The 12775-nt window shown below is 45.1% G+C and carries 14 protein-coding genes; 3 read left to right on the forward strand and 11 right to left on the reverse strand.

Annotated features, from left to right (window positions below; all coding sequences use genetic code 11):
• Positions 1-12 precede the first annotated feature (12 nt).
• Positions 13-1515 carry a F0F1 ATP synthase subunit beta gene (gene atpD / locus BUB19_RS18235; protein ID WP_073096444.1) on the reverse strand — a complete coding sequence of 501 codons (1503 nt, stop codon included), beginning with the start codon at positions 1513-1515 and terminating at the stop codon, positions 13-15.
• Between the two features lie 173 nt (positions 1516-1688).
• Complete coding sequence (locus tag BUB19_RS18240; protein WP_073096446.1) at positions 1689-2174, reverse strand: C40 family peptidase; 486 nt, start codon at positions 2172-2174, stop codon at positions 1689-1691.
• Between the two features lie 204 nt (positions 2175-2378).
• Here BUB19_RS18240 and BUB19_RS18245 point away from each other — a divergent pair, with 204 nt between their 5' ends.
• Positions 2379-2624 carry a hypothetical protein gene (locus BUB19_RS18245; protein WP_073096448.1) on the forward strand — a complete coding sequence of 82 codons (246 nt, stop codon included), beginning with the start codon at positions 2379-2381 and terminating at the stop codon, positions 2622-2624.
• A 5-nt stretch (positions 2625-2629) separates the two neighbouring features.
• On the opposite strand, the gene coaE is transcribed toward BUB19_RS18245, so the two are convergent.
• From coaE to nusB, 6 genes are read right to left on the reverse strand one after another with little or no spacing between them, the layout of a single operon-like run.
• Positions 2630-3232, reverse strand: coding sequence for a dephospho-CoA kinase (coaE, locus tag BUB19_RS18250; protein ID WP_073096450.1), 603 nt, complete (start codon positions 3230-3232; stop codon positions 2630-2632).
• On the reverse strand, positions 3225-4190 hold the full coding sequence (locus BUB19_RS18255; protein ID WP_073096452.1) for a CdaR family protein: 966 nt from the start codon (positions 4188-4190) through the stop codon (positions 3225-3227). Before BUB19_RS18255 ends, coaE begins: the two co-directional genes overlap by 8 nt.
• A gap of 12 nt (positions 4191-4202) precedes the next feature.
• Positions 4203-4520: a preprotein translocase subunit YajC gene (gene yajC / locus BUB19_RS18260; RefSeq protein ID WP_073096454.1), complete on the reverse strand. Its 318-nt coding sequence runs from the start codon at positions 4518-4520 to the stop codon at positions 4203-4205.
• A gap of 2 nt (positions 4521-4522) precedes the next feature.
• Complete coding sequence (locus BUB19_RS18265; protein ID WP_073096456.1) at positions 4523-5062, reverse strand: DUF1573 domain-containing protein; 540 nt, start codon at positions 5060-5062, stop codon at positions 4523-4525.
• Between the two features lie 11 nt (positions 5063-5073).
• Positions 5074-5379: a YtxH domain-containing protein gene (locus tag BUB19_RS18270; RefSeq protein WP_073096458.1), complete on the reverse strand. Its 306-nt coding sequence runs from the start codon at positions 5377-5379 to the stop codon at positions 5074-5076.
• A 10-nt stretch (positions 5380-5389) separates the two neighbouring features.
• A complete protein-coding gene (gene nusB / locus BUB19_RS18275; RefSeq protein WP_073096460.1) occupies positions 5390-6574 on the reverse strand; it encodes a transcription antitermination factor NusB in 1185 nt (394 codons plus the stop codon).
• A 262-nt stretch (positions 6575-6836) separates the two neighbouring features.
• Between nusB and BUB19_RS18280 the strand changes: the two genes are divergently transcribed.
• Positions 6837-8630: an ABC transporter ATP-binding protein gene (locus BUB19_RS18280; RefSeq protein ID WP_073096462.1), complete on the forward strand. Its 1794-nt coding sequence runs from the start codon at positions 6837-6839 to the stop codon at positions 8628-8630.
• Between the two features lie 15 nt (positions 8631-8645).
• Here BUB19_RS18280 and BUB19_RS18285 read toward each other — a convergent pair whose 3' ends face one another.
• A complete protein-coding gene (locus BUB19_RS18285) occupies positions 8646-9704 on the reverse strand; it encodes an aminotransferase class I/II-fold pyridoxal phosphate-dependent enzyme (RefSeq protein ID WP_073096464.1) in 1059 nt (352 codons plus the stop codon).
• A gap of 12 nt (positions 9705-9716) precedes the next feature.
• Positions 9717-10730, reverse strand: a complete 1014-nt coding sequence (locus BUB19_RS18290) for a mandelate racemase/muconate lactonizing enzyme family protein (protein WP_073096466.1) — start codon at positions 10728-10730, stop codon at positions 9717-9719.
• Between the two features lie 121 nt (positions 10731-10851).
• Here BUB19_RS18290 and BUB19_RS18295 point away from each other — a divergent pair, with 121 nt between their 5' ends.
• Positions 10852-12324, forward strand: a complete 1473-nt coding sequence (locus BUB19_RS18295; RefSeq protein WP_073096468.1) for a M14 family metallopeptidase — start codon at positions 10852-10854, stop codon at positions 12322-12324.
• Between the two features lie 167 nt (positions 12325-12491).
• Here the strand turns inward: BUB19_RS18295 and BUB19_RS24790 are convergent.
• The coding region (locus BUB19_RS24790) for a transposase (protein ID WP_394333887.1) at positions 12492-12775 on the reverse strand (284 nt) is incomplete at its 5' end.

Here is a 12775-nt window from a genome sequence, read left to right on the forward strand (position 1 = left end):
ACAAACCTATCCTTATTTTACTTCCGCCAGCATTTTCTCACCCTTGGCGATGGCATCTTCTATGCTACCTACCAGGTTAAAGGCCGCTTCGGGCAGATGATCGAGCTCTCCATCCATGATCATATTGAATCCCTTGATGGTGTCCTTGATGTCTACCAATACCCCTTTGAGACCGGTAAACTGCTCGGCCACGTGGAACGGCTGGGAAAGGAATCGCTGAACTCTTCTTGCGCGGTGAACGACCATTTTATCTTCTTCGGAGAGTTCCTCCATACCGAGGATAGCGATAATGTCCTGCAGTTCTTTATACCGTTGTAGTAATTCCTTGATACTCGTGGCGCATTTATAATGCGCTTCACCAACTACACTTGGCTCCAGGATTCTGGAGGTTGAATCCAGTGGATCCACTGCCGGATATATACCCAGCTCGGCAATTTTTCGCGAAAGAACGGTTTGCGCATCCAGGTGAGCAAATGTTGTTGCTGGTGCAGGATCTGTCAAATCATCTGCGGGTACATAAACCGCCTGCACAGATGTAATGGATCCGTTCTTGGTAGAGGTAATTCTTTCCTGCATGGCTCCCATCTCTGTGGCCAATGTAGGCTGATAACCCACCGCAGATGGCATCCTGCCCAGTAGGGCCGATACTTCAGAACCCGCCTGGGTAAAACGGAAAATATTGTCAATGAAGAATAGGATATCCTTTCCGGCACCTTCTCCTTCTCCGTCCCGGTAATATTCCGCCAGGGTCAAACCCGTAAGGGCTACCCGGGCACGGGCTCCCGGAGGTTCGTTCATCTGACCAAACACAAAAGTAGCTTTGGAATCCTGCAATTTGTCCAGATTAACCTGAGACAGGTCCCATCCGCCTTCTTCTTCCAGCGACTTGACGAAATCATCCCCGTAGGTAACGATTCCCGATTCTATCATTTCCCTCAGGAGGTCATTTCCTTCCCGGGTACGCTCGCCTACACCTGCAAACACAGAAAGCCCCGAATAGGCTTTGGCTATATTGTTGATCAACTCCTGGATCAGTACCGTTTTCCCAACACCTGCACCTCCAAAAAGACCAATTTTACCCCCTTTTGCATAAGGCTCAATCAGGTCGATGACCTTAATTCCGGTGTACAAAACCTCTGTAGAGGTGGATAGATCTTCAAACTTTGGCGCTGCCCGGTGGATTGGTAGCCGGGTTTGGGTATCTGGTTGTGGCAGTCCGTCGATGGCTTCGCCTACGACGTTGAATAACCTGCCCTTGATACTGTCTCCTGTGGGTACAGATATGGGAGCACCCAGGTCCAGCACTGCCATCCCTCTGACCATTCCTTCCGAAGAATCCATTGCAATGGTTCTAACCCGGTCTTCGCCCAGATGTTGTTGAACTTCCAGAACCACTTTCTGGCCATTTTCTTTTGTAATTTCCAGCGCATCAAGGATATTTGGCAGTTTGCTTCCTTCGAAGGAAACATCCACAACAGGACCAATTACCTGAGTTATCTTACCAGTATTCGCCATTGTTATATTTTAATATGAATAGGAACAATACTTTAAATTCGAGTGCAAAATTAGTTAATATTGCTGAATACCAAAGGATGTTTTAAAAATTAATCCACTTTGTCTGGATTTTTTATGATACTATTTTTTTAAGGATTGGAATAGACCTCGTTCCTGTGTTTTTTGATTTCTTCCTAGAAAATTCTCCTGGCCCTGACCCATCTTCTGGACCAGTATTTTGATTGGATATGGTCTTCTGTCACGCCTAATGAGGTGGATGCATGGATAAAGTAGGTCCTGCCAGGTCTCTTTTCAGTCACGATGCCTGCATGGGTCACACGCCGCCTTCGTTTGCCGGTGGCGAAGAATACCACATCACCCTTTTTCAATTTTCTTCTGGATACCCTCTTTCCAATTCGGCTCTGATCTGCGGAGACCCTGGGCAGGGTAACCCCCACACTTCTGAAAGACAGATAAACCAAAGCAGAACAATCCATCCCTGCCCTGCTACTTCCTCCATAACGGTACGGTGTGCCCTGAAAAGACTTTGCCGTATCTACTACCTGCTGAATGTTCTGCTGCCGCATCTTGCGGGCAGAAGAGCAGGAACCCAACAAGATCAGAGACAAGCCAAACATCAGTAAGTAGCACCTGATTTTTACTGCGCTGTTAATATGCATATGCAACTGGAATTTTACCGACTTTTAAAAGTTTAAAGCTAACACCCAAAAAGCAATCTAGCAAAAGGCAACCGTCCAGTCCCAAATAACTTCTGGATTGGAATGCAATTTTTACATTAATTTTTTACTTTTATTTTTTCTGGAACGTTATACCCAAAGGACCTGCATCGGGAGATTTGTTATCGTGGCACCAAGAGTAGTGATATGAGCAAAGAAGACTTTAGAAAACTGACACTTCATAAAAAGATCCAAAAACTATACACAGAAGGTACATTTGTGGTAGCCATTCGCTATTACGCCTATAAAGTAAATCTGTATTTGTTGGGAAAGGAATATGTAGAGGTTTTTTACAACCACAAATATGATAGGATCGATAAAATCGAATTCCTAAACCAACGGCACTCCAGAATGAAATTCTATCTGGACCAGATCCGTCTGGCAGAAATCTGATGGCTTTAGAACTTCCCAGCCAGCAGTAGCCTATGGATTTCAATGACCTGCGGTATTACCAGCCGCTGCTCATCATTGTAGAGGACAACATCAGCCATATTGTTTTTTTTGTTGTCTTTCCACTGTTTCTTCATGATCTGATCGATCTGAGAATCGCTCCTATGTGGATCTCTTTTGCGTATCCGTTGTGTCCTCAGCGCCCTGGGAGCCGTAACATGGATGGTAAGGTCCAGCTCCTGGTAGGATCCGGTCTCAAACAATAAGGCTGCCTCTTTTAAAACATACGTTGATTCCTGCCGCTGGGCCCAATCTTTGAAATGGGATTGTACAGCCGGATGAACCAGCGCATTTATCCTTTTGGTGAGCACCGGATCTGAAAAGACCTTGTCTGCCAGGTATTTTCTATTCAGACTTCCGTCTGAAAGGTAGGATTCGGAACCAAATGCTGCGCGGATCTCTGATTTGAGGGTTGGCTCATGGGCCATCAGCCACCTTGCGTTTTCATCCGCATTGTAGATGGGCACCTCCAATAACGAAAAAATGCGGCATACCAATGTCTTTCCGGCACCTATACCTCCGCTGATACCTACCAGCACTGGCCTACTCATAAGACAGCCTGAAGTTTTCTGGTTCGAAAGTGATGTCCCGGATATATTCCGGCTCGGTATTTAAGGAAACGGAGATGGTACTGTCTTCCCGGTTTCTGTTGTTGTAGTTTAAAATGGCCTCAAGTTCGAGTTTTTCAAAATCCTCCATGCTGCTTTCCCTCACAAAAAGGTTTACGCTTACCTCTGTGATGTCACTGCTTATACTTACATTGTTCGGAAAGTAAAGTTTCTGGATTTCGAGTTGCAGATTGTTTTCAAGGTATTCGTCTACCTGAAAGGACACCTGTGCTGTTTCCTCCTCAAGGGCAAGAAACCGGCCCAGCTCTCTGCTCAACTCCAGCGGAAGCAATTTGGAGAAATCATCCCTGATGTTTTGTTCTCCCAGCGAGACCCTCAGCTCGCCTTCCAGCCGTTCAATGATCGATATCGGGCCCCGTACCATGACGGTTTGAGGTTCTATCGCTATATCTGAGGCGTAATCATGGTTTTCAGCCAGGGTATTTTCAGTGGTATCAGCCACCAGCTGAATTCGTTTCGATACGATCTTATCTATCTCATAAAATAATGTATCCTGGACGATATCCACGAGGTTGGTGCTGGAAATATGTTCCGATAGCTGAGGTTCAATGGACGAGGTCAGGATAAATGGCTGCCGGGAAGGTTCGTCCAGACTGATTTTAAATTCGGTGACACCAATCTTAAAGTGCCTTTTGAGCAAGTCCCAGCCGTTGCCATTGATCGAAATTCGGATTTCCCTGGGTACATCGGCTACCGCCATGTATTCTTCCGTATCGTATTCGATCACTACGGGTTGATTGACGGTGGTGGTATAATTGTCTTTATTTAAAGCGTTCAAAAGCCAAAAAGTGGAAGCCGTGAATACACACAGGACGACCACTTTGAGGTTTGACGTTTTTTGAGGTTTCAGTTTCCTGAAATAATCACCTAATGCACTCAAGGGTAGGAAATATTATTTGGCATTATTCAATTTTTTGGAGTAATCCAGGGAAAGGGCTGATTTTTCTACCTTCAGTTTGATTCCCTTGTCCAGTTCGATCTGCACGATATCCCCTTCTACCGAGAATACTTTGCCATGAATTCCTCCTACTGTTACGACATGATCCCCCTTTTTAATTTCGGAGATAAATTTGGTGGTTTCCTTTTGTTTTTTCTGCTGAGGTCTGATCATGAAAAAATACATGATCAGAATGATACTTCCAAACAGAAATACCTGACCCATAATGCCGGAACCGGCACCATCTACCTGAAGCAATATTTGATTCAACATGTTTATCTTTTAACGGGACCTGCAGCAGGCTGAGATGCTGAATCCGAATTTCTGTTTACTGTTCCTTTTAATCTTAAACGGGTCACATTTGGTGAAGTATTGGCCTGAATCGTCACCGTTGGACTCTGCACGCCGGATTTTCCGGTAGAGTTAAAGGCCACTTTTACGAATCCTTCTTCACCCGGTTTGATCGGTGTTTTGGTCCATTCGGGGGTCGTACAGCCGCAGGATGCCTGGATATTTGAAATCACCAGTGGGGCCTGGCCCGAATTTTCAAAGGTAAAGAGATGCTCGATTACTTTCCCCTCTTGTATGGTACCAAAATCATACACTTCTTCTTCAAAAGAGAAGGCAGCAAGGGACGAAGGATCGGCGGGACTAACATTTTGGGTGTTGGTTGGCGTTACCACCCGATTTTGCTCCAATTGAGAAATTTTTTCTTCCAAAGCAGCTATCCGGTCATCTTTTTCCTGCTGACTGCAGGCCCCGACAATCAATAAGGAAGCCGCTAAAAGCCATACGGAGATTTTTGAATAATTCATAGACTAATATTTTAATTATTATTTTCTTTATTGATTTGATCAATTAGTTTGTTCACATCGTTGAGCAGGTTTTCTGCCTTTGATTTGGCCTCGGTAATCACCTTGTCTCCTTCTGATTTCGCCAGGTTATCGGGCAGGCTTTTTCCTTCTACAAGATCATCAATCAGATCCTCCAATTCATTTCTGTACTTACCCAGGCGGTAAGATAATTTATCTCTGGTGTTATTGCCTGAATCCGGCGCAAAAAGCACCCCCAGGACAGCCCCTAATCCTGCACCCAAGGCAAAAACGAACATTGAATTTGTTTTTTTACTCATTATATCTGCGTTATTTATTATCAATAAGTCCTCTACCACTTTTACGGATTTTTCCGCTATCGGTTAATTCTTTCGATAAAGTATCTAAAAGTCCATTTACAAATTGTTTGCTCTTGGGCGTACTGTACGTTTTCGAAATGTCGATGTATTCGTTAATGGTAACCTTGGTCGGAATACTCGGAAAATTTACCATTTCTGTTAAAGCCATTACCAGAATTACCTTGTCTGTGAGGGCAATTCGCTCTACGTCCCAATTTTTGGTTTTTTCGGCGATCAGGCGACTGAAGTATTCATCCGAAGTAACCGTCAAGTTAAATATATTTTGGAAGAATTCCTTATCCTCCTCCCAGTTAAGCCCCAGCTCGGGGAGTATTTCGGCTTCAGCATCTTCACCTTCCTGTATATTTTTCAGCACTTTCGATGCCAAACTTCTGACAATCGGCTTGTTTTCTGACCAGTTCAAGTCCTTATCCTGAAAAAAACTGAGCGGAGCTTCAGATTTAAACAGCACTTTTTTCAGGATTGCCTGAAGTACTTCTTTGTCCTGCTCAAAATCCGGATTTTCAACCAGCATGTACCGCTGGTAATCCTCATGCGGTTTTACAAGCTCCCGGTACCATTCCTTCATCTCCTGTTCCAATTCCTCAAGGCCCACCTGAAATCTGAGGCATTCCCGTTTGAAGGAATGATTGGTTTCAATGATGTTGAGCACACTGTTGTTTGCCAGATTATATGAGGAAGCAGTGCGAACTCCCGAATGGTCTTCAAGAATCCTTTTTTTGCTTTTTTCGTTCCTTACATGGTTGCCAAATCCTACCAACATGCTGATGGCATACAGGTAAAGTGCCGGAATCTGCTCGACGGCAGTCAACATGTTGTTCTTCAAAAAATCCTTGTCCTTCAGATTGTACTTGTGGTACAGATGTACAGCCTTGGCAGCCGTACTGCTTATCTTTTCATTAGGTTCGTTTGATGAATAAAATTCATCCGAGTCAAGATTTTTTAAAAAAAGGGAAACACATCGCGCTGCATCTTTTTTTAACTGGCTTTTGTCCTGCACCTCCATGGTGTGCAGATCAGGAAGAAATGCCTCTCTGATAAAATCTTGCGCAAGAGTTGCATTTGAATTTTTGCACTGCTGATAAGCATAAAGTGATTGAAATGCTTTTACTCTTAGGATTCTTCTGTTTAACATTAATTGAAATTAAAGAACGTGATGGGGTTTACGCCGTATGCTGTTTTCGAAGTATCTTTTTCCTCTCAAATCGAAAATTTCTGCAAATTAAGAAATGTACCAGCAAAGGACAAATAATTGAACTATGGCCGGCGGAAAACGTTATATTTGGATTAAAGTAAATGCAGGCGGTTGCAAAATCAATTCCAATCCAGCCAGTTAAAACCAATGCAATATAACATATATTGTACATGTTATTGTCCATCAAAAAGTTTTTTATTTTGTGAAGCCCCTTTGGAGATTAAATAAATTCCTCTATAAATATAAACTGTATCTGTTTTTGGGAATAGTTTTTACCTTTATTTCCAATATTTTTGTGATTATCCCGGCGCAGCTTGTGCGTATTGCCATCGATTATGTGGTTGAAACTTTCAGCTATTATCAGGCCTTTGAAGAAGGAGGAGTGGTAAAAACCGTAGCCCGCAGTTTCTTTCTTAAATACATTGTCATCTTTGGATTGCTAATCCTCGGGATGGCATTGCTTCGTGGCCTGTTTTTGTTTTTGATCCGGCAGACCATTATTGCCATGTCCAGGCTGATCGAATATGACATTAAAAATGAAATTTTTCGGCATTATCAACAATTGCCACTGAGCTTTTTCAGGCAAAACAGTACCGGAGACCTGATGGCCCGGATTACAGAAGACGTTTCCAAGGTGAGGATGTACCTTGGACCGGCATTGATGTATGGCATCAACCTGATCATACTGTTTCCCATGGTGATCGGCTATATGCTTACGGTAAATGTACCCCTTACCTTGTATTCTCTGTTACCGCTTCCCGTACTCTCGCTGAGCATCTATGTGGTCAACAACATGATCAATGAAAGGTCGGAAAAAATCCAGAGGAGCCTTTCCGGGTTGAGCACCTTTGTGCAGGAAGCTTTTTCAGGCATCCGGGTGATCAAATCCTTTGTGCGGGAAGAAGATAGCGCCGTACAATTTGAAAAAGCCAGTGAAGACTACAAGGAAAAGTCCATTTCGCTGACCCGGGTGCAATCCCTGTTTTTTCCCCTGATATTGGCGCTGATCGGTCTGAGTACCATTATCACCGTGTATGTAGGAGGCATTCAGGTGATCGAAGGTGCTATTGGTTATGGAGTCATCGCAGAATTTATATTGTATGTCAACATGCTTACCTGGCCGGTCACTTCACTTGGATGGGTCACGAGTATCGTCCAGCGGGCAGCCGCTTCTCAGGTCAGAATCAACGAATTTTTAGATCAGAAAAATGACATACTCAGTACAGAACATCTTTCACTCGATCTGGAAGGCAATATCAGCGTAGAAGATGTTACATTCGTATACCCTGATTCAGGCATCAGGGCACTGGATAGGGTAAGTTTTTCCATTGCTGCTGGCCAGTCATTGGCCATTATCGGTACCACCGGTTCTGGAAAATCTACAGTGGCCAATTTGCTCATGCGCATGTATGATGCTACTGAAGGCAGGATTTATATCGATGGACACGATATTAGGGCTTTTGATATTGCCAATCTACGCGAACAAATCGGTTATGTGCCTCAGGACGTATTTCTGTTTAGTGAAACCATCTCCAACAATATTGGCTTTGGCCTGGGTGAAGAACCTTCCGCTGAAATCATCGAACAGGCAGCTAAGGATGCAGATGTATATCAGAATATTGTCGAGTTTCCCAAGGGTTTTCAAACCCGGTTGGGGGAAAGAGGCATTACCTTATCCGGAGGGCAAAAACAACGGGTATCTATTGCCAGGGCCATAGCCAAATCTCCCAGAATATTGCTGCTGGACGATTGCCTCTCTGCAGTAGATACCAAAACAGAAAACGCCATATTGAATGCATTGGAGAAAATCATGAAAGGCCGGACCTCCATCATCATTTCACATCGGGTTTCTTCCGCCAAATTGGCCGATCAGATCATCGTATTGGACGACGGCAGGGTAGTAGAAAAAGGGAATCATGAGGAGTTGATGCAGGCCAAAGGTACCTATGCCGCACTCTATGACAAGCAAACCCAGCAGGCTGGGGAGCTGGAGTAAATTGCCGCCCTGGCATCAGCCTGCCGGTAATTTCGCAAGCGCCTTCAAAAGTAAATTCAAGTCCTCTTCTTCGTGCCAGGCAGAAATCACGATCCGGTTTACAGGGTCGTCTTCGGGGCCGGGGTAGGGAAAGGAAGATAAAATAAAGCCCATTTCATGAAGCCGATCCACCCATGCCATGGGAGAAAAAGTGATGACCGGGTAGTTTTCCAACAGGTCAAATTCCTTCTGTCCAGACAATATGTGGTATACCTGCGACACATTATCCTGTAGCTTTTTCTTCCGGTCCAGGTACAATTGCCGGCCTTGTAAAAAGGCATTCAGAAAGGCCGGTGGAGGTGGGGAGGAAGAACGGAAAATAGTGCTTTTCCGGGCGTTTTCTATCGTTTCGGAATTTCCGAGGATAATACCGGCGGGAAGAGAAAGTGCCTTTCCCAATGAACCGCAAACCATCAGTGCTACCGGGAGTTCTCTCCATTTGGCATAGGTGCCGTACAGGTCATCTCCCAGCACGCCAAAGGCATGACTGTCGTCTACCAGTAAAAAATACCTGTTGGCAGGTGAGAGCTTTTCGGTCCAGTGAAAGTCGTGAATCTCAGGTTTCAGTGGATTTACTGCGTTGGAAAGGATGAGGATATTTTGTCCGATGAGCTCCTTTGACTTTTGGATGCAATGTTTTGTCCAGGCAGCCATGCTGCCATGAAAACTTTTGAAACGCGCAGGAAGTATAGCAGGATGGGTATCCGGAGCGACCCAGGTCAGGTCGGTTTGCCGGGCCATGATATCCAGAGCAAGCTGCCCTGCACTGTATCCGCTGCTGAGTAAAAGTGCTTCAGGGGCACCCGCATTTTTCGCAAATTCAATTTCAAACTGCTCATAAATGGGGAGCTGTACATTGCTGTTCCTGCTAGATCCATGGTTGGGGCCGTGCTTATGGATACCTTCGATCAGCAGATTTGTGAATTCAGGCAGCACACCAATCCCCAGGTATGCGGTTCCACTAAAGTGCAGGTAGGTTTTTTCGTTACATGTGATTTTTCTACCCAGTTGTTGGGTGAAGTAAGTATGGCTCATAGGGAGGACGTTTTAGATCAATAGGGCTCCTGTACCCGGCCTGTCCGGAAAAGTGACCCGCTCAGGACTGATGGTCACACCACTGGCTATATCCCGCGCCAAGAGCATGGCTCCGTCCATATCCACATAGTCTAGCATTGGAGCAAGATGGGCAATAGCGGATATTCCTACAGAGGATTCGGTCATGCATCCTAGCATGGTCTTCATACCAAGCGATTTTGCCTCCCGGAGCATTCTCAATCCAGGTGTAATTCCTCCTGCCTTGACCAATTTTACATTGATGCCATGAAAATGGCCATAACATTTTTTTACATCTGCCTCCTGGATGCAGCTTTCATCTGCCATCACCGGAAGGGCACTTTTTGCATATACTTTTTTCATGCCTTCCAGATCATCTTTCGGAAGTGGTTGCTCCATAAACTCAACGTTGAGCCGGGCAAGTTCTTCTGAGAAAGCAATGGCCTGATCTGCGGTCCAGGCGCAGTTGGCATCAATCCTGAAAACGGCATCTGTATGTTGGCGCAGCGCTTTTACAATATCAAGATCGTGGTCAGTGCCCAATTTTATTTTATAAATAGGCCAATCCAATTCTTTCATTTTTTCGACCATTTTCGGTATGGGGGCTATGCCAATGGTAAAGTTGGTCGTGGGGATATCAACTGGATTCAGTTGCAGCAATTCGTACAGTTTTTGATTCTTCGATTTGGCATACAGGTCCCAGGCTGCCATGTCCAGGGCACATTGGGCAAAAGGGTTGCCCGAAAAATGGGCTTTGGTTAGTTCCCATAGTTTTTCGGGGTGGAGGAGTTCTGATTCCTCCAACAGTCCGGCTGCACTATTGAGGCAGCTTTGCATGTTTTCCAGACTGATGCCGTAAAATGGGTTGGTGGTGGATTCTCCCAACCCGTACCGGCCCTCATCGTCTACGAGTTTTACGATAAGCGTGTCCTGTACATCCCGGCTCTGGTGGGCGATGGTAAAGGTATGTTTCAATGGAAGTTTATGCGGTAGTAATTCAAGCTTCATAAAACTGGACTGGTGTGTTTTTTACCCAAAGATAGAGAAAGCAGGTCAGGATTTAGTTTCTTTCATGATATTCTGATCTAAATTAGCCATATTTACAGGAAAACAAACCTGTTTACTGGAAATGACCACCGACCTACGCTTCCTTTCATTTCTTTCCATTGTGATGTTTATATTCCAGGCTTGTCAGGGGCCTCAGAAACCTGCGATGCTCGACCGGGCAGTGCTGGAGGAAGCTTTTATCGAGTTTCACGAGCACAGCATTACCAAACGCCGGTTTGGATACGACAAGATCGCTCCCCTGATACGAAACAGGACAAAAGCGTTTCAAAATGAAATTCTGGGGCATTCGGTAGAAGGCAGACCGGTGCATGCGCTGACCTACGGAGAGGGAGGCGTGAAGGTATTGCTCTGGTCCCAGATGCATGGTAACGAAAGTACAGCCACCATGGCACTATTTGACCTCTTTAATTTTTTGGAAGGTTCAGATAATGATCCTTTCGCAGAGTTGCGTAGCACTATCAGGCAAAATCTCCTGCTGCGTTTCATTCCTATGGTGAACCCGGATGGGGCGGAACGATTTCAACGAAGGAATATTCAGCACATTGACCTCAACCGGGATGCCATACGCCAAAGCAGTCCGGAAGGCATTTTGCTCAGGGAAGCGAGGGAAGCGTTTCAACCGGAATTTGGATTCAACCTGCATGATCAAAACATATACTACAATGCACAGGGGACTTCCCGTCCGGCAACCATTTCCGTACTGGCTCCGGCTTATAATGAGGCCAGGGAAATCAATGCGGTAAGGAGTAAGGCGATGAAATTGATTGTTGGTATGAACAGGGTATTGCAGGAAGAGGTTCCGGGACATGTGGGCAAATACAACGACACCTTCGAACCAAGGGCCTTTGGTGACAATTTCCAGAAGTGGGGTACCAGCACCATACTGATTGAATCAGGCGGATATCCTGACGATCCGGAAAAACAGTATATCAGGAAGCTGAATTTTATGATTATACTTAATGCTTTGTATGAAATCGCCGTCAAGAGATACGAGCATTTTACAGAAGAGGATTATTTTGCTATTCCTGACAATGATTCCAAATTGATGGACCTGCTGATCCGGAACCTGAGCACTGAAGCAGCCGGATATCTCTACCAGACAGATATTGGAATACGGCGGTCTGAACAATACCAGAACGACACCCTTTTTGCCCGCGGGAATGTATCCGATTGGGGAGACTTGTCCGTGTATTATGGCTATCAGGAACTGGATGCCAGCGGGATGTCGCTGGTCCACGGAAAAATATGGGATAAAGAAATGGCTCTGGCGGATTTGACGGAAAGCACAGCATGGGAGATGCTGCAGCAAGGCTATATGGCAGTCAGGATCCGTGAGCAAGATAAAGGTAAGCCTTATGATCTGCCATTGGTATTGTATTCGGGAGATCGGGCGCGGAACATGAGTCCAGGATTGGATAACAGCGCTGATTTTTACCTGGAGAAAGCGGGCGAGTTACAATATGCTGTTGTCAACGGTTTTCTGATCGATTTGAAAAACAGGTCTTCCACTCCTTTATTGCAACGCGTAGAATAGGCCTGGCTGCCCTAAAAAACGGTCAAAAATGCACGAGTAGCATCCAGCTATTTCCAGGTATGAGTGTGGAATAATTGTATTTGTACGGAAAAATACTTAAAATCGAATTTGTTTTTAAGTAACCCTTTAATAACTAGGGTCTGCTGAAAAACTCAAAAAAGACCAGTTTATAAAACCAGGCCAGATAGCTCTCTGGGCTGGTTTTGTATTTTCTGGATCTCCAGAATCTGCCTTATGGCGTTTCTGAGCATGTTTTTTAAATCTTTCCACGCTGAAAAACTCAGACATGGGAGTGCCATCCCGGCCAATTTGACCAGGTTGAGCACTAGGATAATTGAAGCGATCCACGATTGGCTGGTGTTTTTGAGCCTTGCCCTGATCCGGTTCATTCCGTATCCGTTTTTTGCCTGACCAAACTTGCCTTCTATCGGGTTCCTTTCCCCAGGTCTTA

This window comes from Cyclobacterium lianum (genome assembly GCF_900143075.1).
Taxonomy (GTDB): Bacteria; Bacteroidota; Bacteroidia; order Cytophagales; family Cyclobacteriaceae; genus Cyclobacterium; species Cyclobacterium lianum.